General features: G+C 69.6%; 20 protein-coding genes. 14 read left to right on the forward strand and 6 right to left on the reverse strand.

Features of this window, described 5'->3' with window-relative positions:
• Positions 1-157 precede the first annotated feature (157 nt).
• The gene (gene recO / locus SPK54_RS05535; RefSeq protein WP_330946928.1) at positions 158-895 is read left to right on the forward strand and encodes a DNA repair protein RecO; all 738 of its coding nucleotides are present in this window, start codon (positions 158-160) and stop codon (positions 893-895) included.
• A 238-nt stretch (positions 896-1,133) separates the two neighbouring features.
• Here the strand turns inward: recO and rnk are convergent, their stop codons facing one another.
• The 3 genes from rnk to yhbY all read right to left on the reverse strand — a co-directional run bounded on the left by rnk (position 1,134) and on the right by yhbY (position 2,366).
• Positions 1,134-1,562, reverse strand: a complete 429-nt coding sequence (gene rnk, locus SPK54_RS05540; protein WP_330946929.1) for a nucleoside diphosphate kinase regulator — start codon at positions 1,560-1,562, stop codon at positions 1,134-1,136.
• 107 nt (positions 1,563-1,669) lie between these two features.
• Positions 1,670-2,041: an Mth938-like domain-containing protein gene (locus SPK54_RS05545; RefSeq protein ID WP_330946930.1), complete on the reverse strand. Its 372-nt coding sequence runs from the start codon at positions 2,039-2,041 to the stop codon at positions 1,670-1,672.
• Between the two features lie 19 nt (positions 2,042-2,060).
• Positions 2,061-2,366 carry a ribosome assembly RNA-binding protein YhbY gene (gene yhbY, locus SPK54_RS05550; protein ID WP_330946931.1) on the reverse strand — a complete coding sequence of 102 codons (306 nt, stop codon included), beginning with the start codon at positions 2,364-2,366 and terminating at the stop codon, positions 2,061-2,063.
• Between the two features lie 116 nt (positions 2,367-2,482).
• On the opposite strand from yhbY, the gene rlmE reads away from it, so the two are divergent.
• The 11 genes from rlmE (at position 2,483) to SPK54_RS05605 (ending at position 14,026) form a co-directional block, all read left to right on the forward strand.
• Positions 2,483-3,130 carry a 23S rRNA (uridine(2552)-2'-O)-methyltransferase RlmE gene (rlmE, locus tag SPK54_RS05555; protein ID WP_330946932.1) on the forward strand — a complete coding sequence of 216 codons (648 nt, stop codon included), beginning with the start codon at positions 2,483-2,485 and terminating at the stop codon, positions 3,128-3,130.
• 43 nt (positions 3,131-3,173) lie between these two features.
• Positions 3,174-5,081 (forward strand): ATP-dependent zinc metalloprotease FtsH, encoded by a 1,908-nt coding sequence (gene ftsH, locus SPK54_RS05560; protein ID WP_330946933.1) that lies wholly within the window; start codon positions 3,174-3,176, stop codon positions 5,079-5,081.
• A gap of 66 nt (positions 5,082-5,147) precedes the next feature.
• Positions 5,148-6,041 carry a dihydropteroate synthase gene (gene folP / locus SPK54_RS05565; RefSeq protein ID WP_330946934.1) on the forward strand — a complete coding sequence of 298 codons (894 nt, stop codon included), beginning with the start codon at positions 5,148-5,150 and terminating at the stop codon, positions 6,039-6,041.
• A gap of 47 nt (positions 6,042-6,088) precedes the next feature.
• The gene (gene putP, locus SPK54_RS05570) at positions 6,089-7,576 is read left to right on the forward strand and encodes a sodium/proline symporter PutP (RefSeq protein WP_330946935.1); all 1,488 of its coding nucleotides are present in this window, start codon (positions 6,089-6,091) and stop codon (positions 7,574-7,576) included.
• A gap of 5 nt (positions 7,577-7,581) precedes the next feature.
• Positions 7,582-8,586, forward strand: a complete 1,005-nt coding sequence (miaA, locus tag SPK54_RS05575) for a tRNA (adenosine(37)-N6)-dimethylallyltransferase MiaA (protein ID WP_330946936.1) — start codon at positions 7,582-7,584, stop codon at positions 8,584-8,586.
• Between the two features lie 114 nt (positions 8,587-8,700).
• On the forward strand, positions 8,701-8,976 hold the full coding sequence (gene hfq, locus SPK54_RS05580; protein ID WP_330946937.1) for an RNA chaperone Hfq: 276 nt from the start codon (positions 8,701-8,703) through the stop codon (positions 8,974-8,976).
• A 66-nt stretch (positions 8,977-9,042) separates the two neighbouring features.
• Entirely contained in the window at positions 9,043-10,389 is a 1,347-nt protein-coding gene (hflX, locus tag SPK54_RS05585) for a ribosome rescue GTPase HflX (RefSeq protein WP_330947057.1), read from the forward strand.
• A gap of 41 nt (positions 10,390-10,430) precedes the next feature.
• Positions 10,431-11,492: an FtsH protease activity modulator HflK gene (hflK, locus tag SPK54_RS05590; protein ID WP_330947058.1), complete on the forward strand. Its 1,062-nt coding sequence runs from the start codon at positions 10,431-10,433 to the stop codon at positions 11,490-11,492.
• Positions 11,489-12,352, forward strand: coding sequence for a protease modulator HflC (gene hflC / locus SPK54_RS05595; RefSeq protein WP_330946938.1), 864 nt, complete (start codon positions 11,489-11,491; stop codon positions 12,350-12,352). The genes hflK and hflC overlap by 4 nt, the downstream gene beginning before the upstream one ends.
• A 3-nt stretch (positions 12,353-12,355) precedes the next feature.
• Positions 12,356-12,544: a DUF2065 domain-containing protein gene (locus tag SPK54_RS05600; RefSeq protein ID WP_330946939.1), complete on the forward strand. Its 189-nt coding sequence runs from the start codon at positions 12,356-12,358 to the stop codon at positions 12,542-12,544.
• A 189-nt stretch (positions 12,545-12,733) separates the two neighbouring features.
• On the forward strand, positions 12,734-14,026 hold the full coding sequence (locus tag SPK54_RS05605; protein ID WP_330946940.1) for an adenylosuccinate synthase: 1,293 nt from the start codon (positions 12,734-12,736) through the stop codon (positions 14,024-14,026).
• Between the two features lie 69 nt (positions 14,027-14,095).
• On the opposite strand, the gene SPK54_RS05610 is transcribed toward SPK54_RS05605, so the two are convergent.
• Positions 14,096-14,413 carry a hypothetical protein gene (locus SPK54_RS05610; RefSeq protein ID WP_330946941.1) on the reverse strand — a complete coding sequence of 106 codons (318 nt, stop codon included), beginning with the start codon at positions 14,411-14,413 and terminating at the stop codon, positions 14,096-14,098.
• 152 nt (positions 14,414-14,565) lie between these two features.
• Between SPK54_RS05610 and SPK54_RS05615 the strand changes: the two genes are divergently transcribed.
• Both SPK54_RS05615 and SPK54_RS05620 read left to right on the forward strand, forming a co-directional pair.
• On the forward strand, positions 14,566-15,219 hold the full coding sequence (locus SPK54_RS05615) for a hemolysin III family protein (RefSeq protein ID WP_330946942.1): 654 nt from the start codon (positions 14,566-14,568) through the stop codon (positions 15,217-15,219).
• 106 nt (positions 15,220-15,325) lie between these two features.
• Positions 15,326-17,986 (forward strand): M1 family metallopeptidase, encoded by a 2,661-nt coding sequence (locus SPK54_RS05620; protein WP_330946943.1) that lies wholly within the window; start codon positions 15,326-15,328, stop codon positions 17,984-17,986.
• A gap of 72 nt (positions 17,987-18,058) precedes the next feature.
• Here SPK54_RS05620 and SPK54_RS05625 read toward each other — a convergent pair whose 3' ends face one another.
• On the reverse strand, positions 18,059-20,956 hold the full coding sequence (locus tag SPK54_RS05625; RefSeq protein ID WP_330946944.1) for a TonB-dependent receptor: 2,898 nt from the start codon (positions 20,954-20,956) through the stop codon (positions 18,059-18,061).
• A 259-nt stretch (positions 20,957-21,215) separates the two neighbouring features.
• Positions 21,216-24,125: an aminomethyl-transferring glycine dehydrogenase gene (gene gcvP / locus SPK54_RS05630; protein ID WP_330946945.1), complete on the reverse strand. Its 2,910-nt coding sequence runs from the start codon at positions 24,123-24,125 to the stop codon at positions 21,216-21,218.
• Positions 24,126-24,140: the final 15 nt, after the last annotated feature.

The following is a 24,140-nucleotide window of genomic DNA, read 5'->3' on the forward strand; positions in this document are numbered from 1 at the left end:
CGTAACCCCCATCTTCCAGAGATGCCCCGGATGAACAACCTACTGAGAGATCACAACTAGGCGTCGCTTTTTGAAGGAGCACCGCAGGGGCGCGATGCGACTCAGGTGATTTCGCGAAAGCGGCCGCGCCCCTGTGGAGCGCTCCTACAATGCCGATATGCGCTATACCGCCGAGCCCGCCTTCGTCCTGCATGCCCGTCCCTGGCGCGAAACCAGCCTGCTGGTGGAGGTGCTGAGCGCCGAACATGGCCGCGTCGGACTGGTCGCGCGCGGGGTGCAGGGGCCGAAAAGGCACCTGCTGCGGGCGGCGCTGCAGCCGCTCCAGTCGATCCGCTTCGATGGCGTCCAGAAGGGCGAACTGGCGCAACTGGCCGCCGCCGAGGCGGTGGACGCCGCGCCGTTGCTGCAGGGCGACGCCGCGCTGGCCGCGTTCTACGTCAACGAGCTGTGCTTGCGGCTCGCACCGCGGCATGTCCCGCAGCCGGAACTGCACGCGGCCTATGCGCAGGTGCGCGAGCGGTTGCGTGCGTGCGAGCCGCTGGCATGGACATTGCGCCGGTTCGAGCGCGACCTGCTGGAGGCGCTGGGCGTGGGACTGGCCTTCGGCCTGGATGCCGAAGGCGCGGATATCGACCCGGCCGCGCGCTACCGGCTCGACCCCGAGCAAGGCCCCCGCCGGCTGCGCAGCGAGCGTGCCGGCGAGCGTCGCGAGACGGCAACCGGGCAGGCGCTGCTGGCGCTGGGCGCGGACATCTTGCCCGGGCCCGACGATCTGGCCAGCTTGCGCCTGCCGCTGCGCGCGGTGCTGCTGCACCACCTGGGCGGGCGTGGGTTGAAGTCGTGGGAGATGCTGGGCGAACTGGGACGGCTGGGCGCGGCGGACACGGGGCGATGACGGTGCGGATTGGCGAAGCGCCGTTGTCGGTCAAGCGTCTTATCCCTGGGAGGTCGGGAAGCCGCGACTGGGTCCCAGCCGTGAAAAGCCGGCGAGGATAGGCGGAGCGGGGCCATGAAAGCCATCCGCCCTGCGGGGGAGGGCGCGCAAAAACTGCGGGGCACTGCCGCGGTATGCCGGTGCGGCAACGCGGGGAGCGGCGCGGGCCTTGCCCGCGGAACTCGTCCGGCCCGTTCGGTCAGCGGTGCAGCTCGCCCGCCGCCTCCGGCTGGTAGCGGATCGACAGCACGTGCAGGCGTGCGCTGCGGCCGCCGGGCATCGGCCAGTCGATGCTGTCGCCCACGCGCAGGCCGAGCAGGGCGCTGCCGACCGGGGCGAGGATGGAGACCTTGTCGCTGCTGCCGTCGGCGTCGCGCGGGTACACCAGGGTCAGTTCGTACTCGTGCGCATGCGCCTGGTCGTCGATCACCTTCACCAGCGCGGTGGAATTCATGGTGATGACGTCGTCGGGCATGTCGCCGGGTTCGAGCAGCTCGGCGCGCTCCAGCTCCTCGCGCAGCGGTGCGGTGTTCAGGTTGCGGTACTGCGGGCGGTCCAGCAGGTCCTCGATCCGCTCCACGTCCACGCGGGACAGCAGCAGGGCGGGACGTTGGGTGGCGGTGCTCATCTTGCAAGGCTCCTGCAAAGCAATGCGGGCGGCGCGGCTGGCGCGTCGCCCGCGGATATCCGGGATTTGGGGGAACATTAGCCGCGATTCAACGGCCCGGCAAGCTTTCAGGGGAACAGGAAGCCGGCCACGACCCGCCTACCCTCTCCCGCCAGTACCGTATAGGTGCGCGCGGCGGCGGCGTTCGACATGATTTCGATGCCCACCCCGCGGCGCAGGCAGGCGGCCAGCGAGGCTGCGGGCGGGAACACCTGGTTGGCGCCGGTGCCCAGCAGCACCAGCTCCGGTGCCAGCGCCAGCAGTGGCTCGAGATCGGCGGGGGTGAGCCCGGCGGCATCGCGCACCGGCCAGTCCTCGACCAGCGCCTCCGGCGCAATGATGAAACTTGCGCTCAGCCGCCGCTCGTTGACCAGCGCGCCGGTGCCGTCGGCACCGCGCAGGAAGTACTGGTAATCGGGGCGTTCGAGGTTCAGCTGCATCGTCGGTCGATGGCTGCGGTCAGCCGCGGGGCAGGACGATCTGCCGCTTGTCCTTGCTGGGCCGGTAGAGCACCGCGGTGTGGCCGATCCGCTGCACCAGCGCGGCGTCGGCGCGCTCGGCAAGGTCGGAGACCATGGCGTCGCGCGCCTCGCGATCCTCGCCCGCCACCTTCACTTTGATCAGCTCGTGGTGCTCCAGCGCCAGCTCGACTTCCGCCACCAGCGCATCGGTGATGCCCTTGCCGCCGACCTGCAACATCGCCTTGAGGTCGTGCGCCTGGCCGCGCAGGAAGCGGATCTGGGCGTTGGTCAGGGCGATCGGCATGCGGCACGCAGCGGAATAAAAGGAGGGTGCGCAGGGTATCATGCGGACGATGGGGGCCGCCCGCGGCGGCTCCATTCCCCCACGACCCTCCCGGCCCCGGGAGGGGGACGACAGGCATGGCGACCCGCAGCAAATCCAGCCAGCGCTGGCTCAAGGAACACTTCTCCGACCCCTTCGTGAAGAAGGCGCAGGCCGAGGGCATGCGCTCGCGCGCGGCCTACAAGCTGGAGGAGCTGGTCGAGCGCGACCGCCTGCTCAAGCCGGGGATGGTGGTCGTGGATCTGGGCGCGGCGCCCGGCGGCTGGTCGCAATGGGTGCGCCAGGAGCTGGACCGGCTGGACGTGAACCGTCCAGGGCGGGTCATCGCCAGCGACATCCTGGAAATGCCGTCGCTGGCCGGGGTGGACTTCCTTCATGGCGATTTCAGGGAGGATGCGGTCCTATCGCAGCTGCTGCAGATGCTGAACGGCGAGCAGGTCGACCTTGTCTTGTCCGACATGGCCCCCAATAAGAGCGGTATGACGGCGGTGGACCAGCCGCGCGCGATGCACCTGGCGGAACTCGCCATGGACTTCGCCGACGGCCAGCTCCGCATCGGTGGTACGTTCCTGATCAAGCTGTTCCAGGGAACGGGATTCGACGATTACGTGCGGGAGCTGCGGCGGCGCTATGCCAAGGTGGTGATCCGCAAGCCGGCGGCCTCGCGCAACCGCTCGCCGGAGGTGTACGCGCTGGCCACCGGCAAGCTGGCCCAAATGAAGTGATGTTCCACAACGACGTGACGCGGAAGGACTGCCAAGGGCCCACATGAACGATCTCGCGAAAAACCTGCTGCTCTGGGTGGTGGTCGCCGCCGTGCTGATGGTGGTGTTCCAGAGCTTCTCGCCGAAGCTGGCCGCCAGCCAGGACGTGGTCTATTCGCAGTTCGTCCAGGACGTGGAGAACGACCGCATCAAGAAGGTCGACATCTCCAGCAACGAGCGCAGCATCACCTTCGAGCGCGCCGACGGCAGCACCGGCACCACCACCGCGCCGGTGCGCGACAAGGACCTCATCAACGACCTGATCCAGCACAAGGTCGAGATCAAGCAGGCGCCGCCGGATTCCGGCATCTCGTTCTGGTCGCTGGTGCTGAACTTCCTGCCGGTGCTGCTGATCATCGGCTTCTGGCTGTTCATGATGCGGCAGATGCAGGGCGGCGGAGGCGGCAAGGGCGCGATGTCCTTCGGCCGATCGCGCGCCAAGCTGCTGTCCGACGACCAGGTCAAGGTCACCTTCGCCGACGTCGCCGGCTGCGACGAGGCCAAGGAGGACGTGGCCGAGCTGGTCGAGTTCCTGCGCGACCCCTCGCGCTTCCAGAAGCTGGGCGGCAAGATCCCGCGCGGCGTGCTGATGGTCGGCCCGCCCGGCACCGGCAAGACCCTGCTGGCCAAGGCCATCGCCGGCGAGGCCAAGGTGCCGTTCTTCTCGATCTCCGGTTCCGACTTCGTCGAGATGTTCGTCGGCGTCGGCGCCAGCCGCGTGCGCGACATGTTCGAGCAGGCCAAGAAGCACGCGCCCTGCATCATCTTCATCGACGAAATCGACGCGGTCGGCCGTCATCGCGGCGCCGGCCTGGGTGGCGGCCACGACGAGCGCGAGCAGACCCTCAACCAGCTGCTGGTGGAGATGGACGGTTTCGAGGGCGGCGAGGGCGTGATCGTGATCGCCGCGACCAACCGCCCGGACGTGCTCGATCCCGCGCTGCTGCGTCCCGGCCGCTTCGATCGCCAGGTCGTCGTGGGCCTGCCCGACGTGAAGGGCCGCGAGCAGATCCTCAAGGTGCACATGCGCAAGCTGCCGCTGGCGGACGACGTGGTGCCGATGACCATCGCCCGCGGTACGCCCGGCTTCTCCGGCGCGGACCTCGCCAACCTGTGCAACGAGGCCGCGCTGTTCGCCGCGCGCGAGAACGCGAAGGAAGTGCGCATGGAGCACTTCGACAAGGCGCGCGACAAGATCCTGATGGGCGCCGAGCGCCGCTCGATGGCGATGAGCGAGCAGGAGAAGACCCTGACCGCCTACCACGAGGCCGGCCATGCCATCGTCGGCCGGCTGGTGCCGGAGCACGACCCGGTCTACAAGGTCACCATCATCCCGCGCGGCCGTGCGCTGGGCGTGACCATGTACCTGCCGGAAGGCGACAAGTACAGCTACAACAAGATCGCCATCGAATCGCAGCTGGCCTCGCTGTACGGCGGCCGCGTGGCCGAGGAGCTGATCTTCGGCGCCGACAAGGTGACCACCGGTGCGTCCAACGACATCGAGCGCGCCACCAAGATGGCCCGCAACATGGTGACCAAGTGGGGCCTGTCCGAGCTGGGCCCGATCACCTTCGGCGAGGAGGAGGACGAGGTGTTCCTGGGCCGCAGCGTCACCCAGCACAAGAACGTGTCCGACGACACCGCGCGCCGGATCGACGACGTGGTGCGTGGCATCCTCGACCGCGCCTATGCGCGCACGACGCAGCTGCTGACCGACAACATCGACAAGCTGCACGTCATGGCCAAGGCGCTGCTGGAATACGAGACCATCGACGTGCCGCAGATCGACGCGATCATGGAAGGCCGCGAGGTTCCGCCGCCGGCCGGCTGGACCAAGCCCGGCGGTGGCAAGCCCGGCGGCGACGTCTCCCCGCCGGCCGCGCCGATCGGCGGCCCGGTGGTGCAGGGCTGAGCAATGCTTGCCGGGAAATGACGAAGAGGCCAGAGTTCGCTCTGGCCTCTTCCTTTGTGGACGTCGATGTTCGATACCTCGCCCCGGCTCGATTGCAACGGACGCCTCCTGCGGCTGGACCGCCCGCGGGTGATGGGCATCGTCAATGCCACGCCGGACTCGTTCTCCGGCGGCGGCGCCTGTTTCGACGTCGAGGCCGTGGTCGCGCACGGCCTGCAGCTGGCGGAGGAGGGAGCCGATGTGCTCGATATCGGCGGCGAGTCGACGCGGCCGGGCGCGCAGGAGGTGCCCGTCGAAGAGGAGCTGCGGCGGGTGGTGCCGGTGATCGAGCGGCTGGCGCGGGAGACCGCGCTGCCGCTCAGCATCGACACCAGCAAGCCCGAGGTGATGCGCGCGGCCGTGGCCGCGGGCGCCGGCATGCTCAACGACGTGTACGGCCTGCGCCGCGAAGGCGCGCTCGACGCCGCGGCGGAGCTGGGCGTGCCGGTCGTGCTGATGCACATGCTGGGCGAGCCCCGCTCCATGCAGGACGCGCCGGAGTACGACGACGTGGTGGGCGAGGTGCACCGCTTCCTGGCCGAACGCATCTTCGCCGCCGAGATGGCCGGCATTGCCAGGCGCAACATCGTGGTCGATCCGGGCTTCGGGTTCGGCAAGACCACGCAGCACAACCTGCAGCTGCTGGCGCAGCTGCGGCGGTTCACCGAGCTGGGCGTGCCGGTGCTGGCGGGCCTGTCGCGCAAGCGCAGCATCGGCGAGCTGACGAGTCGCAGCGATCCGCGCGAGCGGGTGGCGGGCTCGGTCGCGGCGCATCTGATCGCCGCGCAGCACGGCGCGACGATCCTGCGCGTGCACGACGTGGCGGCGACCGTGGATGCGCTGAAGGTCTGGAACGCCGTCGCGGCGGTGCCAGCGCCACGCAAGCAGGAGGGGCGGCCGGAGATCGCCTGGCCGGAGTAACCGGGGGCGTGCCGGGTTAAAGTGCGCCGTCCAACCGGAGCGCGCGCATGACCGCCAGTACCCCGCTGCTGATCACCTTCGGCCTCTACCTGCTGGCGATGGTGGGGATCGGTCTTGCGGCCTGGCGGTCCACCCGCAACCTCGACGACTACATCCTCGGTGGCCGCTCGCTGGGGGGCTACGTCACCGCGCTGTCGGCCGGGGCCTCGGACATGAGCGGCTGGCTGCTGATGGGGCTGCCCGGTGCGCTGTACCTTACCGGGGTCAGCGAGGCCTGGATCGCCATCGGGTTGTGCATCGGCGCATGGTGCAACTGGCGCTTCGTGGCCGGCCCGCTGCGCGTCTACACCGAGCGCACCGACAACGCGCTGACCCTGCCGGACTACTTCACCACGCGTTTCGCCGGCAACGGCCGGCTGCTGCGGGTCGTGTCGGCACTGGTGATCCTGGTGTTCTTCGCCATCTATTGCGCCAGCGGCATCGTGGCCGGCGCGCGGCTGTTCGAAAGCGTGTTCGGCCTGCCGTACGCGCAGGCGCTGTGGTGGGGCGCGGCGGCGACCATCCTCTACACGCTGATCGGCGGCTTCCTGGCGGTGAGCTGGACCGACACCGTGCAGGCCACCCTGATGATCTTCGCGCTGCTGCTGACGCCGGTCATCGTGGTCCTCAGCGTGGGCGGCGCCGGCGAGACGCTGCGGGTCATCGAGCAGGTCGATCCCACCCGGCTGCAGTGGATCGGCGGCGGCGGCCTGGTCGCGGTCGTCTCCGCGCTGGCCTGGGGGCTGGGTTATTTCGGCCAGCCGCACATCCTGGCCCGCTTCATGGCGGCCGATTCGCTGGCGGTGATCCCGCAGGCGCGCCGCATCGGCATGACCTGGATGATCCTGTGCCTGCTCGGCGCGGTCGCGGTGGGGCTGGCCGGCATCGCCTGGGCCACCCAGCATCCGCAGCAGGCCGGCGTGCTGGCCGAAAATCCGGAGCGCGTCTTCATCGTGCTCGCCGAAGCGCTGTTCAACCCGTGGGTGGCCGGCGTGCTGCTCTCCGCCATCCTGGCCGCGGTGATGAGTACCCTGAGCTGCCAGTTGTTGGTGTGCTCCAGCGCGCTGACCGAGGACTTCTACCACGGCTTCCTGCGGCCCAACGCCGGCGCGCGCGAACTGGTGTGGATGGGCCGCGCCACCGTGCTGGCGGTGGCGCTGCTGGCGATCTTCATTGCCCGCGACCCGGACAGCCGCGTGCTCGGGCTGGTCAGCTACGCCTGGGCCGGCTTCGGCGCGGCGTTCGGGCCGGTGGTGCTGTTCTCGCTGTTCTGGGGCCGGATGACTGGCACCGGCGCGCTGGCCGGGATGGTCGCCGGCGCCCTGACCGTGGTGCTGTGGAAGCACACCGGCAGCGCGCTGTACGAAATCGTCCCGGGCTTCCTCGTCGCCAGCGTCGCCATCGTCGTCGCCAGCCTGCTGACGCGCGCGCCCGCCGCGGCCGTGCAGGCCCGCCACCAGCAGGTCCGGGCCAGCCTGCGCGAAAGCGGCTACTGAGCGCAATGGGGCTGGACGCGCGCCCGCGCGCGATCGCGCTGATGGGCCCGACCGCGTCGGGCAAGAGCGCCTACGCCATCGCGCTGGCGCGGCGGCTGGACGGCGAGATCGTCAGCGTCGATTCGGCGCTGGTCTATCGCGGCCTCGACATCGGCGCGGCCAAGCCGACCCGCGAGGAACAGGCGCAGGCGCCGCACCACCTGATCGACCTGCGCGAGCCCTGGCAGCCGTATTCGGCGGCCGAGTTCGCCGGCGACGCGCGGGCGGCCATCGACGGCATCGTCGCTCGCGGCCGGCTGCCGATCCTCGCCGGCGGCACCGGCCTGTACTTCCGCGCGCTGCTGGAAGGCCTGGCCGAGATGCCGGAGGCCGACGCGGCGCTGCGCGCTTCGATCACCGCCGAGGCGGAGGTCGACGGCTGGGCCGCGCTGCACGCCGAGCTTGCGCGGGTGGACCCCGCGGCGGCCGCGCGCATCCACGCCACCGACGCGCAGCGCATCCAGCGCGCGCTGGAGGTGTATCGCCTCAGCGGCCGGCCGATCAGCGACTGGCAGCGCGACGCGGCCGGCCCGCGCCCGCCGCTGAGGGTGCTGAAGCTGGCGCTGGCGCCGCCGCGGCGGAAGGATCTGCATGCCCGCATCGAGACGCGCTTCGACGCGATGCTGGCCGCGGGGTTCCTCGACGAGGTGCGCACGCTGCGCGCGCTGCCGGAGCTGCGCGTGCACCCGCGGCCGCTGGACCTGCCGGCGCTGCGCGCGGTGGGCTACCGGCAGGCCTGGGAGCATCTGGATGGCGCCACGTCGGCTGCGGAATTCCGCGAGCGCGCCATCGCCGCCACCCGGCAGCTGGCCAAGCGCCAGTTCACCTGGCTGCGCGGCGAGCTGGACGCGCGCTGGTTCGACCCTGCGATGCAGCGCGATGCGCTGGACGGGGCGGTGGATGGGTTTCTTGGCGTCACGGCGCCCACTGCGCACGGCGCGGCGCAGAACGCCGGCGTTCCCCGGAGCTGACTCCTGCGTTAACATCGGGACGCACCTGCCGCGATGGGAGGGTGCGGGGCCGGGGATCGCCGCAGGCGTCGGCCCACGACAACAAACAACAACGCACGACAGCACGGGGAATCCATGACGAAGTCGCAGTCCTTGCAGGATCCGTTCCTGAACGCCTTGCGCCGCGAGCGCGTGCCGGTGTCCATCTACCTGGTCAACGGCATCAAGCTGCAGGGCACCATCGAGTCCTTCGACCAGTTCGTCATCCTGCTGCGCAATACCGTCAGCCAGATGGTCTACAAGCACGCGATCTCCACCGTGGTGCCGGCGCGCAACGTGCGCCTGGGCGGCCCCGGGGCCGACTCCGGCGATGCCGGCGAGCCCGTCCAGCCGCAGGTCGACGCCGACTGACCCGGCTCCGGCGCGGGCTTGCAATCGCGGGCCAGCGCCCGCACTTCCATTCCGATGCCGACCCAATTGTTCGAACGCTCGCGCGGCGGTGAAAACGCGCTGCTGATCCAGCCCCATGCCGGCGGTCCGCCGGCCGAAGGCGTGCTGGAGGAATTCGCCGAACTGGCGCGCTCGGCCGGTGCGCGCGTGCTGGCCACGCTGCCCGCGCGGATCGACAAGCCGAATCCGTCGATCCTGATCGGCAGCGGCAAGCTGGAGGAAGTGAAGGCTGCCTGCGAGGCTGCCGGTGCCGACCTGGTCCTGGTCAACCACGCACTCACGCCGATCCAGGAACGCAACCTGGAAAGGGCGCTGGAACGGCGGGTGGTGGACCGCACCGGTCTGATCCTGGACATCTTCGCCCAGCGGGCGCGCAGCCACGAGGGCAAGCTGCAGGTCGAACTGGCGCAGCTGCGCCACATGGCGACCCGGCTGGTGCGCGGCTGGACCCATCTGGAGCGCCAGCGTGGCGGTTCGATCGGCCTGCGCGGTCCCGGCGAAACCCAGCTGGAAACCGACCGCCGGCTGCTGCAGAAGCGCATGGAAATGCTGCAGAAGCGGCTGGAGAAGGTCGAGGTGCAGCACACCCAGATGCGCCGCGCGCGGGTGCGCAGCGAGCTGCCGCGGGTGGCGCTGGTGGGTTACACCAACGCCGGCAAGTCGACCCTGTTCAACGCGCTGACCGGCGCCGACGCCTACGCCGCCGACCAATTGTTCGCCACCCTCGATCCGACCGTGCGGCGGATCACGCTGCCCGGCGGCGGGGTGGTGCTGGCCGATACCGTCGGCTTCGTCCGCGACCTGCCGCACGAGCTGGTGGCCGCGTTCCGCTCCACCCTCAGCGAGGCGCGCGAGGCCGACCTGCTGCTGCACGTCGTCGACGCCGACGATCCGCTGCGCGACGAGCGCATGGCGCAGGTCGACGCGGTGCTGCACGAGATCGGTGCCGGCGACATCCCGCAGCTGCTGGTGTTCAACAAGATCGACCGCATCGAGGGCGCGCAGCCGCGCATCGATGCCCCGGGCGAGGCACGCAGCGCGGTCTGGCTGTCCGCACGCGACGGGCTGGGGCTGGGCCTGTTGCGCGACGCACTGGGCGAGCGCCTGGGCCTGCGCCGCGTGGTCGGCGAGGTGCATCTGCCCACCGACGCCGGTCGCCTGCGCGCACGCCTCCACGCGCTGGACGCGGTGCGCGGCGAGCGGCACGACGCCGACGGCTGGTGCCTGTCGATCGACCTGCCGCAGGCCGATGCCGCGCGGCTGGCGGCGCAGCCCGACGGCGCCCCGCTGCGCGTCCTGCTGCCGGACGAGGCTTCCGAATTTGTCGATGAGCGCCACCCGGCAGACCGCTTCTCAGTAGAATCAGGCACATGACGACACACAACAGCGGCCCGCGCGGGCCCAAATCGGTCTGGATGGCGTGGAACCGGCCCGGCGGCAGTGGCAGGTCCACCGGTGGTGGCTTCGGTCGGTTGCTGGACAAGCTGCCGGACTTCGGCGGCGGCGGCAGCCCGTTGCGCTGGGTGGGCATTGCGCTGGCGCTGTGGCTGGCCTTCAACTGCTTCGTGCTGATTGCCGAGCAGCAGCGCGGCGTGGTGCTGCGCTTCGGCATGTTCGACCGGGTGATGCAGCCGGGCCCGAGCTTCAAGCTGCCGTGGCCGGTCGAGCGCGTCATCAAGGTCAACGCCACCCAGATCAAGAACTACGAGGACCGCGTGCCGGTGCTGACCAGCGACGAGAACATCGTCGAGGTGGCGGTGAACGTGCAGTACCGCGTGGCCGATCCGAAGCTGTACCTGTTCGGCACCCGCGACGGCGACGAAGTGCTGCGACAGGCCGCGCTCAGCACCGTGCGCGAGCAGGTGGGCCGTTCCACCCTCGACACCGTGCTGGGTGCCCGCGAGCAGCTGGCGGTGGGTGCGCGCGAGCGCCTGCAGAAGTCGCTGGAGGCCTACCGCACCGGCCTGGTGGTGACCGAACTCAACCTGCCCGACGCGCGTCCGCCGCAGCAGGTCAAGCCCGCGTTCGACGACGTCAACAGCGCCCAGCAGGACAAGGAGCGGCTGATCTCCGAGTCACGTGCCTACGCCGCCAAGGTGGTGCCGGAAGCGCGCGGCCAGGCCGCGCGCGTGCGTACCGTCGCGGAAGGCTACAAGACCGCCGAGATCGCCCGCGCCACCGGTGACGCGGAGCGCTTCAGCCTGCTGGTGGCGCAGTACAAGGGCGCCCCTGAGGTGACCCGCAAGCGCCTGTGGCTGGAAACCGTGCAGGACGTGCTGGCACGCAATCGCAAGATCGTCGGCGGCGACGGCCGCCAGCTGATCTACGTGCCGATGGACGGTGGCGCCAAGCAGGCGCCCGCGCAGGCGGTGCTGCCCGAACTGTTGTCGCCGACGGTCGAAGCCGCCGCGCCGGAGGCGCAGGCGCGCCCCGGTCGCAGTGGCCGCCCCGCCGGCCGTGAGGAGGTGGTGCGATGAGATTCCCGGGATGGATGGCGGCGGTGTTCGCCGCGCTGGTGCTGCTGATGGGCTCGGTGTTCGTGGTCAACGAGGGCCATACCGCCATCGTGTTGAACCTGGGCCGCGTGTCGCGGGTCGACCTGGGCCCCGGCCTGCACTTCAAGTGGCCGCTGGTGGAAACCGCGCGCGTGTTCGACCGGCGCCTGCAGGTGCTGCCGGCCGAGCCGGAGCGCTACCTGACCTCCGAGCGCAAGGACGTCAGCGTGGACTTCTTCGCGGTCGGCCAGATCCAGGACGCGCGCGCGTTCTATCGCGCCACCGGCGGCGACGAGGCCGCGGCGGTGGATCGCCTGGCTCCGATCATCAAGGACGCGCTGCGCAACGAGATCAACGCGCGCACGCTGCAGCAGGCGGTGTCGGGCGACCGCACCGAGATCGTCAAGAGCCAGCTGGACATCATCAACAAGGGCGCGGCCACGCTGGGCGTTCGGATCATCGACCTGCGCATCAAGCAGCTCGACCTGCCCACCGACAGCCGCGTCATCGACGACGTCTACAACCGCATGCGCGCCCAGCGCCAGCAGGTGGCCAGCCGCCTGCGCGCGGAGGGCGAGGAGCAGGCCAACGAGATCCGCGCAGGCGCCGACCGCGACCAGCAGGTGATCCTGGCCGAGGCCGAGCGCGACGCGCAGAAGCTGCGCGGCGAGGGCGACGCCGAGGCGGCGCGCATCTACGCCGAGGCGGCCAACCGCGATCCGGGCTTCTATGCCTTCCAGCGCAGCCTGGAGGCCTACCGCAAGGCGTTCTCCGGCAGCGACAGCGTGATCGTGCTGGAACGCAACGACCCGTTCCTGCAGTACCTGCGCAGCGATCGCTGACCGATGTCGGAGCTGTGGGCGGCGCTGTGCCTGGTGGCGGTGATCGAGGGCCTGTTCCTGTTCGCCGCGCCTGGCGCCTGGAAGCGCGCCGCGGCGCAGCTGCTGAACCTGCCGGACGAACACGTCCGGCGGATCGGTGGCATCGTGCTGGCCTTGGGGCTGGTATCGCTGTGGCTGGTGCGCGGCGGCTGAACGCGCCGGTCGCGGCCCCGTCCGTAAGCGGGTAGAATGCGCAAAAGCCGGGGTCCGCCTCGGCTTTTTCCGTGTCTGGCGTTCGCGCTGCCGCGGGCTGCCCCGATGGCGGCCCGCACCAACGCGGCGGGAGCGCAGGCGCACCCATCCAGCGGCCCCGATGGCCGCCAGAAAACAGGAGTTGCGGCCATGGGCCAGTCGGTCGTGGTGTTGGGCGCCCAGTGGGGCGATGAGGGCAAGGGCAAGATCGTCGATCTGCTCACCGAGGACATTGGCGCGGTGGTGCGCTTCCAGGGCGGACACAACGCCGGCCACACCCTGGTCATCAACGGCAAGAAGACGGTGCTGCACCTGATCCCGTCCGGCATCCTGCGCGACGGCGCGCTGTGCCTGATCGGCAACGGCGTGGTGATCTCGCCGGCCGCGCTGCGCAAGGAGATCGAGGAACTCGAATCCGCCGGCGTGGACGTGCGCAGCCGCCTGAAGATCTCGCCGGCCGCGCCGCTGATCATGCCGTACCACATCGCCCTGGACCAGGCGCGCGAGAAGGCCGCCGGCGGCAAGGCCATCGGCACCACCGGCCGCGGCATCGGCCCGGCCTACGAGGACAAGGTGGCGCGCCGCGGCATCCGCATCGCCGACCTGCACTACCCCGAGCAGCTGGCCGAGAAGCTGCGCGCCGCGCTGGATTACCACAACTTCGTGCTGACCAAGTACCTGGGCGTGGACCCGGTGGACTTCGACACCGTCCATGCCGAAGCGCTGGCGTTCGGCGAGTACGTCGAGCCGATGAAGTCGGACGTGGCCGGCATCTGCCACGACCTGCGCAAGCAGGGCAAGCGGGTGCTGTTCGAGGGCGCGCAGGGCGCGCTGCTGGACATCGACCATGGCACCTATCCCTATGTCACCTCGTCGAACACCACCGTCGGCGGCGCGCTGGCCGGTACCGGCGTGGGCGCCGATGCGATCGACTACGTGCTGGGCATCTGCAAGGCCTACGCAACCCGCGTCGGCGGCGGCCCGTTCCCGACCGAGCTGGACGACGAGGTCGGCCAGGGCATCCGCGACCGCGGTGCCGAATACGGCGCCTCGACCGGCCGTCCGCGCCGCTGCGGCTGGATGGACATCGTGGCGCTCAAGCGCGCGGTGGCGATCAACGGCATTTCCGGTCTGTGCATCACCAAGCTCGACGTGCTGGACGGCATGGAGAAGCTGAAGATCTGCATCGCCTACGAGTACCGCGGCAAGCGCACCGAATACGCGCCGCTGGATGCACAGGGCTGGGAGGAAATCACCCCGGTTTACCTGGAATTCCCGGGCTGGAGCGAGAACACCCACGGCATCACCGAATGGGACAAGCTGCCGGCGGCGGCGCGTGCCTACCTGCGTGCGCTGGAGGAGTTGGCCGGTTGCCCGATCAGTATCGTCAGCACCGGTCCGGACCGCGACCACACCATGGTGCTGCGCGACCCGTTCGCCTGAGTCTTGGGCAATGAAAAACGGCCGGTCCGCGCAAGCGCGGCCGGCCGTTTGCGTTTGGGCGAATCGACCTCAGGCGAACGCGTCGAGCAGGGTGCCCAGCGCATCCTCGCGGGCACGGAAGGCGGCGGTATTGGCCGCGAACGCCTGCGCGGCTTCCCGTGCCTCGACCGCATCGGACACCACCGCCCCGTCGCCATCGTTGCGCATGCCGGTGGTCGCCATGCGCGCCTGCACGCCGCCCTCCGGGGACGCCGACTGGACCACGCCCAGGCGGTCGAACCCTTCCGTTTGCCGGTTGGCGGTATTGCTCGCCGCCGCCTGCATCCGCTGCGCAGCGGCCTGCATGCCGGATGCCGCGATGTTCGATGAAACGCCGGAAAGGGCCATGGCGGGCAATCTGGTCGGGTAGGACACGCCCGTACTCTACGCGGGTCGCGATGCGGAAACGGCGAACGCCGTCCGGTTTCCGGCAGGTCCGGGCCGGACGGGGGCACGCCAGACTCCACCTCCTTAGGCGCCGCAGGCGTTATCCTGCTGCAATGCAATATGCCCAGAGCCATTCCGGCGTCGTCCCGCATCCCGGCGAGGAGCTCGCCAACGCGCTGACCCACGGGGTCGGCGCGGCCGCGGCGCTGGCCGGGGGCGCGGTACTGGTCACCTTGGTGGCGCTGTTCGGCGACGGCTGGCAGCTGGCCGGCGCGATCGTATTCGGCGTCGCCCTGTTGCTGCTTTACAGCGCCTCCACCCTGTACCACGCGATCTCGCATCCGGTCCTCAAGGGCCGGCTGAAGGTGTTCGACCACTGCGCGATCTACCTGCTGATCGCCGGTACCTACACGCCGTTCACCCTGGTCGGCCTGCGCGGCCCCACCGGCTGGTGGCTGTTCGGCACGATCTGGACGCTGGCCTTGGCCGGGGTGGTGTTCAAGCTGTTCTACACCGGACGGTTCAAGCGCCTGTCGACGTTGATCTACATCGGCATGGGCTGGCTGGTGATCCTGGCGGCCAAGCCGATGTTGCATGCGCTCGGTAGCGGTTCGCTGGCGTGGCTGCTGGCCGGCGGGGTGGCCTATACCGCCGGCACGTTCTTCTACATGCGCCAGCAACTGCGCTGGTCGCATGCGATCTGGCACGGCTTCGTGATCGCCGGCAGCGTTTGCCACTACGTCGCGGTGATGCTGCACCTGCTGTAACCGCGACATGAGGCCGACATTCGGCGCGCATGACTTCCGGCGGTGTGCGCGAGCGGGGCGCAGGCCGGATGATCGGGGCTTCGCATCCATCGCCCCGAGGAACACCATGCGTCGCATCCTGACAACCGCCATCGCGCTGGCCCTGGCCGGCGCCGGCAGCGCCGCGCTCGCGCAGACCGCCGCTGCCGTGCCCGCTACGGCGCCCGCGGCGGTGACGACGCAGCTGCCGCGCGACGTCCGTCCGACCAATTACGACATCGAGGTGGAGCCGCATGCGGACCGCCTGGCCTTCGACGGCAAGGTGCGGATCAACGTCGACGTGCTCGCGCCCACCCGCAGCATCACCCTGAACGCCGCCGACCTGGAATTCGGCGCGGTCCGGCTGGAGCGCGCCAACGGCAAGGCGCTGGCGCCGAAGACCAGCGTCGACGCCGCGGCGCAGACCGCGACTTTCAGCTTCGACCAGACGCTGCCGGCGGGCAGCTACCTGCTGACGATCGAATACAAGGGCAAGATCGGTACCCAGGCCAACGGCCTGTTCGCGCTGGACTATCCGACCGAAGCCGGCAAGCAGCGCGCGCTCTACACCCAGTTCGAGAACTCCGATGCGCGCCGCTTCATCCCGTCCTGGGACGAGCCGGCGCACAAGGCCACGTTCCGGCTGGCGGTGACCGCGCCGTCCGCGCAGATGGTGGTCAGCAACATGCCGGTGGCCAGCACGCGCGGCCTGGGCGACGGGCGCACGCTGACCCTGTTCAAGCCGTCGCCGAAGATGTCCACCTACCTGCTGTTCCTGTCGGTGGGCGATTTCGACCGCGCCACCCTCGAGGACAGCGGCGTGGAGATCGGCGTGATCGCGCAGAAGGGCAAGGTGGAACAGGCGCGCTTCGCGCTGGAGGCCAGCCGCGACGTGCTGCGCGAATTCAACGACTACTTCGGCGTGGCCTACCCGCTGCCGAAGCTGGACAACATCGCCGCGCCGGGCCGCAGCCAATTCTTCAGCGCGATGGAGAACTGGGGCGCGATCTTCACCTTCGAGTCCTCGCTCCTGCTGGACCCGGCGACGTCCAACGTGTCCGACCAGCAGCGGGTGTTCACCACCGCCGCGCACGAGATCGCCCACCAGTGGTTCGGCAACCTGGTGACCATGGCGTGGTGGGACGACCTGTGGCTCAACGAAGGCTTCGCCACCTGGATGGAAGGCCGCACCACCCGCAAGCTGCATCCGGAGTGGGATGCCGACAGCGTCGATGCCGCCTTCACCAGCCGCGGCGCGATGGGCCAGGATGCGTTCGCCACCACCCACCCGGTGGTGCAGCACGTGGCGACGGTGGAGCAGGCCAGCCAGGCCTTCGACGGCATCACCTACGGCAAGGGCGCGGCGGTGATTTCCATGCTCGAGGACTATGTCGGCGAGGACGCCTGGCGCAACGGCGTGCGCAGCTACATTGGCAAGCATGCCTACGGCAACGCCGTCACCGACGACCTGTGGGCCGAGATCGAACAGGCCGCGCCGGGCAAGCAGTTCGCCGCGGTTGCGCATGATTTCACCCTGCAGCCGGGCGTGCCGCTGATCAGGGCGAGCAGCGCCTGCGTCGACGGCAGCACCCGCGTGCAGCTGGAGCAGGGCGAGTACACCGTGGACCGCCCCGACAAGACGCCGCTGCGCTGGCGCGTGCCGGTGAACGTGCGCGGCGGCGTCGACGGCAAGGCGGTGCGCGTGCTGGTGGACGGCAAGGCCAGCGTGACCCTGCCCGGCTGCAGCGCGCCGGCGCTGGTCAACGCCGGCCAGAAGGGCTATTTCCGCACGCTGTATGCGCCGGCGCAGTTCAAGGCGCTGGCCGCCGGCTTCGCCCGGCTGCCGGTGGTCGACCAGATGGGCCTGATGCTGGACACCGGCGCGCTGGCGGCGGTGGGCCTGCAGCCGGAATCGGACAGCCTGGATCTGGCGATGCAGGTGCCGGCGAGTGCGGCCCCGGAGCTGTGGCAGATGGTCGCGGGTTCGCTGGGGGGATTGGACGACCTGTTCAAGGGCGATGCCAAGCGCCAGGCCGCGATTCGCGCCTTCGCCATCAAGCGGCTCGCGCCGAAGTTCGCCCAGCTGGGCTGGGACAACCGCGCGGGCGATTCCGCCGCCACCCGGCAGCTGCGCAGCAGCCTGATTTCGACCTTGGGCGAACTGGGCGATGCCGCGGTGCTGGCGGAGGCGCGCCGGCGCTTCGATGCGTTCCTGGCCGATCCCGCCTCGCTGTCGCCGGACCTGCGCCGCACCGTGCTGGGCATGGTGGCGCGCAATGCCGATGCCGCCACCTGGGAGCGATTGCACGCGCTGGCGCGGCAGGAGAAGTCCTCGATGCTGCGCGACCAGTACTACGGCCTGCTGGCGCGGGCCAAGGACAAGTCGCTGGCGCAGCGCGCGCTGGACATGGCGCTGACCGACGAACCCGGCGCCACCAACGGTGCGGCGATGATCTCCGCGGTGTCCTGGGAGCATCCTGACCTGGCGTTCGACTTCGCCGTGGCCCATCGGGAGCAGGTCGACGGGCTGGTCGACTCCACCTCGCGCGCGCGTTTCTATCCCGGTCTCGGCAGCAGTGCCAGGGAGCTGTCGATGGTGGCGAAGATCAACGCCTTCGCCGACGCGCACATCGCCCCCACGTCGCGGCGCGACGCCGAGCGCGTGGTCAACGGCATCCAGACGCGGATCAAGCTGCGCCAGCAGCGACTCCCGCAGGTCGATGCGTGGTTGAAGCAGAAGGGGGTGTAAACCCCGCGGCACCGCCGGAACGAAGAGGCCCCGCGATGCGGGGCCTCTTTTTGCAGCGTGCGGCAGCAACGGTCAGAAGCTGTATTCCGCCAGCAGGGTGAAGGCGCGCCCGCGCGGGTCGGCGATGCGCGGCTCCCACGCGGCGCCCGCCGCGAAGTCGTTCTGGTGCGCGGTGAATGGCGGATCGGTGTCGAGCAGGTTCTTCACGCCGAGACCCAGCTTCAGGTTGTCGATGCCGGTCCAGGTGACGCTGTAGTTGTAGGTGGTGTAGCTCTCCACGTTCGGCGTCCACGCCGGCGGGATGTAGTTGTTGCTGCGCACGCTGTTGGGCAGCTCGTCCTCGTAACCGTCGCGGTAGACCTGGGTCAGGCTGTGCGACCAGTCGCCGCGGCTGTAGCTGAAGTTGAGCGTGTGCTTCCACTGGATCGGCAGGTTGTAGTAGCGCACGTAGGTGCCCACCAGGTTGCCGGAGTAGGGCAGTGTGTCCAGCGCCTTGGTGCGGAAGTGGGTGATCAGGCTACCGTTGAGGTTGAGGTTCCAGCGGCCGCCGGCCAGTTCGCCGTTGAGGTTGGCGTCCAGCTCGACGCCGCGCATCAGGCTGCCGCCGGAGTTGATGAAACGGCGGTCGATCTGCACCACCTGGCCGTTGGCGTCGCGGATCCAGTTCGCCTGAAACAGGTCGTAGTACTGGATCAGCGTTTCGCGCGGCGCCGCGCGGATGGTGTCCTCCCGCTCGATCTCCCACCAGTCCAGCGCCAGGTTGAACTGCGCCATCGGCGACCACACCAGCCCGAAGCTTCGCTGGGTGGAGGTTTCCGGCTGCAGGTCGGCCTTGCCGCCGAACAGCTCGTCGGGGCGGATGGTTTCGCAGCCGGCGACGTTCGGATTGGCCTTGCCGCCCGGGCAGGTCTTCGGGTCCGCCAGGTCCAGACCGGTGTACAGGACTTCGCTGATGCCGTTGAACAGCTGGTTGAACGACGGCACCTTGAAGCCGGTGCTGTAGGCGCCGCGGAACAGCAGCGTCTCCATCGGCTGGTAGCGGAACGACACCTTCGGGTTGGTGGTGCCGCCGAAGCCGCTGTAGTGGTCGTAGCGGCCGGCCAGGTTGAGGTCGAAGCCCTTGAACACCGGCAGCTCGAACTCGACGTAGGCGGCCTTGATGTCGCGGCTGACGTTGTCCAGCGCGTTGGCATCGTCGAACGGCGCGTTGAACACGGTCCGCCGGTCGGCGCGCTGGTCGCCATTGAAGCGGAACTCCTCGCGGCGCAGGTCCACGCCCGCCGCCATCGCGATGCTGCCGGCGGGCAGGCGGAAGAAGCCCAGCTCGCCGGAGATCGAGGCGTCCAGCGAGGTGGTGATCGACTCGCCGCCGTACAGCGCCACGCCGCGCGCCGAGGCCGCATCCAGCGCCGCCATCGCCTCGGCGGACTGCGACTGGCCGGGCGCCAGGAACGGATTGATCAGGCCGCTGCCTAGCACCGCCTTCAGCGCATCGGTGTAGTGGAAGCCGGTGCCCAGGATCGACTTGGACTTGCTGGAGGCGCGGGTCAGGCCGGCATCGTAGCTCCAGTCGCCCAGCAGCCCGCCAATGCCCGCCACGAAGCGGTAGGCGTCGGTGGTGGTCTCGATCTGGCGCGGGCCGCAGGCCATGCAGCGCCAGCGGTAGGCGATCGGCGCCCCGTAGGTCAGCTGGCCCGCGCCGAAGTAGCCGGCCAGCGCGTCGTAGACCTTGTCGTAGGTCGCCTTGGTGTTGGCGTTCAGCGGGTACCAGGTGCTCGGGCCAAGGGCGGTCGCCGCCGCGCTGGTGCTGGAGGAGATCTGGTTGGGCTCGAACGTCTTGGCCACCTCCACCCGCGAAGCGGTCAGCTCGACATAGGCCTGGTGGGCGCTGCCGATGTCGAAGGTGGCGCGGCCGATGAAGTCGATGCTGTCCTGCGGCTGCTGGATCACCGCGGCCGCCGGGTAGTCCCAGGCGCAGGCGTAGCGCGAGGCCGGCACGCCCCAGAGGTCGTAGGCGTAGGGCCCCATGTCGGGGCCGGCCGCCTCGCAGCCCTCCGCGCCCGGCAGGTTGAAGATGTTGACCGCGGTCATCCGGGTGTTGCCGCCGGCGGGGTCGAGCACGCCGTTCCGAAGCATGCTGCTGGCGCCGACGCCCGAGCTGCCGAGGCTGAACACCGTGGCGAACGGCGTGCCGCGGGTATCCGGCGACAGGCCGCGGTTGCGCTGGAACGTGTTGGAGAAGTCGCGGTCGTGGCCTTCCAGGATGGTGTTGCGCTTGACGCTGAGGGTGCCGAAGGCGTTCCAGCCGTCGCGGTCGAGGTCGCCGCGGCCGAATAGCAGGCTGCTGCGGTAGACGTTGGCGCCACCGGCTTCGGTCACGTCGATGAAGGCCGAGGCCTGCGCGCCCTGGAAGTCGCGGCGGGTGATGAAGTTGATCACGCCGCCGATGGCATCGGTGCCGTAGATGGCGGAAGCGCCGTCGCGCAGCACTTCCACCCGCTCGATGGCGGCGAACGGGATCGCGTTGAGGTCGACCGCGCGGCCCTTCAGGCCATGCGTCGCCACCCGGCGGCCGTTCAGCAGCACCAGCGTGGCGTCGGCCCCTTGGCCGCGCAGGTTGGCGCCGGACACGCCGTTGTTGCCGCGCTGGTCCTCGTGGACGATGCCGGCGTTGCTGGACAGGTTGTCGGAACCGTTGCCGGCGATGTTCAGCTGCATCAGCAGCTGTTCGGCCGAGGTGATGCCAGCGGCGTCGATCTGCGCGCGGGTGACCGAGGTGATCGGCAGCGCCTGTTCGATCTCGGTGCGCTGGATGCGCGAACCGGTGACGGTCAGCCTGTCCAGCGTCCGGACTTTCTTGTCGGTGACAGCTTGCTGGTCGTCGGCCTGCTGTGCCACCGCCGGTAGCGCCAGCGCGGCCAGCAGGGCGATGCAGAGCCGGTGCTTGCCGGGTTTCGCACGGTTGTTCATGTTTCCCTCCCCAGGGATCGATTGGAAATCGGCCGCTGCCCGATGGGCTGGCGCGCGGTCCTGCCGTCCCGCCCTGCGGCGCGATGCGGCGGACACCGGGTCAATCTAGTCGGGATTGGCTGGCGTTGGAATAGGTCTTGCGATCCGGGCGCTGGTTGGGAATAAACCTGCGCGGCGTCGAGAGCAGGCTGCGCGGCCACTAGAACGAACAGGCCCCGCATGGCGGGGCCTGTCGTAGGTCATCGCGCTGCGGCGACGGTTACGCTTCTTCGTCCTTGTACGCGTCCACCGGGATGCAGGCGCACATCACGTTCTTGTCGCCGTGGACGTTGTCCACGCGCGCCACCGGCGGCCAGTACTTGACCTGCTTCAGGCTGGGCAGCGGGAACGCCGCCAGCTCGCGCGGGTAGGCGTGCGTCCATTCGCTGGCGCTGACCTGCATCGCGGTGTGCGGGGCGTGCTTCAGCGGGTTGTCGGCGCGGTCCAGCTTGCCGTCGATCACGTCCTGGATCTCGGCGCGGATCTGGATCATCGCGTCGATGAAGCGGTCCAGCTCGTGCTGCGATTCGGACTCGGTGGGCTCCACCATCAGCGTGCCGGCGACCGGGAAGCTCAGCGTGGGCGCGTGGAAGCCGAAATCGATCAGGCGCTTGGCCACGTCCTCGGCGCTGATGCCGGAGAGCTTCTCCAGCGGGCGCAGGTCGAGGATGCATTCGTGCGCCACCAGCCCGTTGCGGCCGGTGTAGAGGGTGGGGAAGTGCGGGGCCAGGCGCTTGGCGATGTAGTTGGCATTGAGCATCGCCACCTGGGTGGCCTTGCGCAGGCCGTCGCGGCCCATCATCGCGATGTACATCCAGCTGATCGGCAGGATCGAGGCGCTGCCGAAGCTGGCGGCAGACACCATCGCCCCCTTGCCGGTGCCTTCGGTCTTCACGCCGTCGTTGCCGAACGCCTTCGGCAGGAACGGCGCGAGGTGCGAGCGCACTGCGCACGGGCCCACGCCCGGACCGCCGCCGCCGTGCGGGATGCAGAAGGTCTTGTGCAGGTTGAGGTGCGACACGTCGCTGCCCCACTTGCCGGGCTTGGCCAGGCCGACCAGCGCGTTCATGTTGGCGCCGTCGGTATACACCTGGCCACCGTGCTGGTGGACGATGTCGCAGATCTCGACCACGTCCTCCTCGAACACGCCGTGCGTCGAGGGGTAAGTCATCATGATCGCGGCGAGGTTGGCCGAATGCTTCTCGGCCTGCGCGCGGATGTCTTCCACGTCGACGTTGCCGTTCGCATCGCACTTGGTCACCACCACCTTCATGCCGCACATCTGCGCGGACGCCGGGTTGGTGCCGTGCGCGGATTCGGGGATCAGGCAGATGTTGCGGTGGCCTTCGCCGCGCGACGCGTGGTAGGCGCGGATCGCCAGCAGGCCGGCGTATTCGCCCTGCGCGCCGGAGTTGGGCTGCAGGCTCACCGCGTCGTAGCCGGTGGCTTCCACCAACATGGCTTCCAGCCCGGCGATCAGCTCCTTGTAGCCCTGCGCCTGCTCGGCGGGCACGAACGGATGGATGTTGCCGAACTCGGGCCAGGTCACCGGGATCATCTCGGCGGTGGCGTTGAGCTTCATCGTGCAGCTGCCCAGCGGGATCATGGTGCGATCCATCGCCAGGTCCTTGTCGGCCAGCGTGCGCAGGTAGCGCAGCAGTTCGTGCTCGCTGTGGTGGGTGTTGAACACCGGATGGGTCATGAACGCGCTGGTGCGCGCAAGCCCGGCGGGAATCAGCGACGGCGCGCTGGCGTCCAGCGCGTCGATCGACGGCAACTTCGCGTCGTCGCCGCCGAAGATCTTCCACAGCAGTTCGAGGTCGGCGCGGGTGGTGGTTTCGTCCAGCGAGATGCACAGCGAGCCGTTGCCGCGCACGCGCAGGTTGGCGCGGTGGGCGCGGGCGCGCTCGGCGATGGCCGCGTTGGCGTCGCCGGCGTCGATGCACAGGGTATCGAAGGCGCTGGCGTGGACGCTGGCGTGGCCCAGCTCGCGCAGGCCGGCGGCGAGGATGGCGGTGTAGCGCACCACGCGCTGGGCGATGCGCTTCAGGCCTTCGGGTCCGTGGTAGACGGCGTACATCGCCGCCATCACCGCCAGCAGCACCTGCGCGGTGCAGATGTTGGAGGTCGCCTTCTCGCGGCGGATGTGCTGCTCGCGGGTCTGCAGGGTGAGGCGGTAGGCCGGGTTGCCGTCGGCATCGATGGACACGCCGATCAACCGGCCGGGCATGCTGCGCTTGAACGCATCGCGGCAGGCCATGAACGCGGCATGCGGTCCGCCGAAGCCGAACGGCACGCCGAAGCGCTGGCTGTTGCCGATCACGATGTCCGCGCCCATCTCGCCCGGCGACTTCAGCAGGGTCAGCGCCAGCAGGTCGGTCGCCATGACGAACAGCGCGCCGTGCGCGTGGATGGCCTCGGCGTCCTTCTCCCAGTCGGCGACCCAGCCGCTGGAGGCGGGGTACTGCACCAGCACGCCGAAGTAATCGCCCTCGGCGATCGCCGCGTGCACCGCGTCGGTGCCGCGCACCACGTTCACCTTCAGGCCCAGCGGCTCGGCGCGGGTCTGCAGCACCTCGATGGTCTGCGGGTGGGTGTCGCCGATCACCAGGAAGGTGTCGGACTTCGACTTGACGCTGCGCTTGGCCAGGGTCATCGCCTCGGCCGCGGCGCTGGCCTCGTCCAGCAGCGACGCGTTGGCGATGTCCATCCCGGTCAGGTCGGCGACCATGGTCTGGAAGTTGATCAGGGCTTCCATGCGGCCCTGCGAGATCTCGGCCTGGTACGGGGTGTAGGCGGTGTACCAGGCGGGATTCTCGAGGATGTTGCGCAGGATGACGTTGGGCGTGTGGGTGCCGTAGTAGCCCTGGCCGATGAAGCTGCGGAACACCTGGTTCTTGTCGGCGATGGCGCGGATCTTCGCCAGCGCGTCGACTTCGGTCATCGACTCGGGCAGCGCCAGCGGTGCGGTGGACTTGATGCTGGCCGGGACGATGGCGTCGGTGAACGCCTCCAGCGAATCGAAGCCGAGCTGGCCCAGCATCGCCGCGATTTCGGCGTCGTTGGGGCCGATATGGCGTTCGATGAAGGCGTCGTGGTGTTCGAGCGAGCGGAGCGAGGGCTGGGTCATGGCGGCATCCGGGGG

Source organism: Thermomonas sp. LB-4, from assembly GCF_036409385.1.
Taxonomy (GTDB): Bacteria; Pseudomonadota; Gammaproteobacteria; order Xanthomonadales; family Xanthomonadaceae; genus Thermomonas.

Bases quoted from the DNA above. Each gene is read 5' to 3' on its own strand.
- SPK54_RS05625 (WP_330946944.1), bottom strand. From the start codon at position 20,956: ATGAACAACCGTGCGAAACCCGGCAAGCACCGGCTCTGCATCGCCCTG.
- folP (WP_330946934.1), top strand. From the start codon at position 5,148: ATGTTCGATACCTCGCCCCGGCTCGATTGCAACGGACGCCTCCTGCGG.
- gcvP (WP_330946945.1), bottom strand. From the start codon at position 24,125: ATGACCCAGCCCTCGCTCCGCTCGCTCGAACACCACGACGCCTTCATC.
- recO (WP_330946928.1), top strand. From the start codon at position 158: ATGCGCTATACCGCCGAGCCCGCCTTCGTCCTGCATGCCCGTCCCTGG.
- rlmE (WP_330946932.1), top strand. From the start codon at position 2,483: ATGGCGACCCGCAGCAAATCCAGCCAGCGCTGGCTCAAGGAACACTTC.
- miaA (WP_330946936.1), top strand. From the start codon at position 7,582: ATGGGGCTGGACGCGCGCCCGCGCGCGATCGCGCTGATGGGCCCGACC.
- hflC (WP_330946938.1), top strand. From the start codon at position 11,489: ATGAGATTCCCGGGATGGATGGCGGCGGTGTTCGCCGCGCTGGTGCTG.
- SPK54_RS05545 (WP_330946930.1), bottom strand. From the start codon at position 2,041: ATGCAGCTGAACCTCGAACGCCCCGATTACCAGTACTTCCTGCGCGGT.
- SPK54_RS05615 (WP_330946942.1), top strand. From the start codon at position 14,566: ATGCAATATGCCCAGAGCCATTCCGGCGTCGTCCCGCATCCCGGCGAG.
- ftsH (WP_330946933.1), top strand. From the start codon at position 3,174: ATGAACGATCTCGCGAAAAACCTGCTGCTCTGGGTGGTGGTCGCCGCC.
- hflK (WP_330947058.1), top strand. From the start codon at position 10,431: ATGGCGTGGAACCGGCCCGGCGGCAGTGGCAGGTCCACCGGTGGTGGC.
- SPK54_RS05610 (WP_330946941.1), bottom strand. From the start codon at position 14,413: ATGGCCCTTTCCGGCGTTTCATCGAACATCGCGGCATCCGGCATGCAG.
- hfq (WP_330946937.1), top strand. From the start codon at position 8,701: ATGACGAAGTCGCAGTCCTTGCAGGATCCGTTCCTGAACGCCTTGCGC.
- SPK54_RS05620 (WP_330946943.1), top strand. From the start codon at position 15,326: ATGCGTCGCATCCTGACAACCGCCATCGCGCTGGCCCTGGCCGGCGCC.
- yhbY (WP_330946931.1), bottom strand. From the start codon at position 2,366: ATGCCGATCGCCCTGACCAACGCCCAGATCCGCTTCCTGCGCGGCCAG.
- rnk (WP_330946929.1), bottom strand. From the start codon at position 1,562: ATGAGCACCGCCACCCAACGTCCCGCCCTGCTGCTGTCCCGCGTGGAC.
- SPK54_RS05600 (WP_330946939.1), top strand. From the start codon at position 12,356: ATGTCGGAGCTGTGGGCGGCGCTGTGCCTGGTGGCGGTGATCGAGGGC.
- putP (WP_330946935.1), top strand. From the start codon at position 6,089: ATGACCGCCAGTACCCCGCTGCTGATCACCTTCGGCCTCTACCTGCTG.
- SPK54_RS05605 (WP_330946940.1), top strand. From the start codon at position 12,734: ATGGGCCAGTCGGTCGTGGTGTTGGGCGCCCAGTGGGGCGATGAGGGC.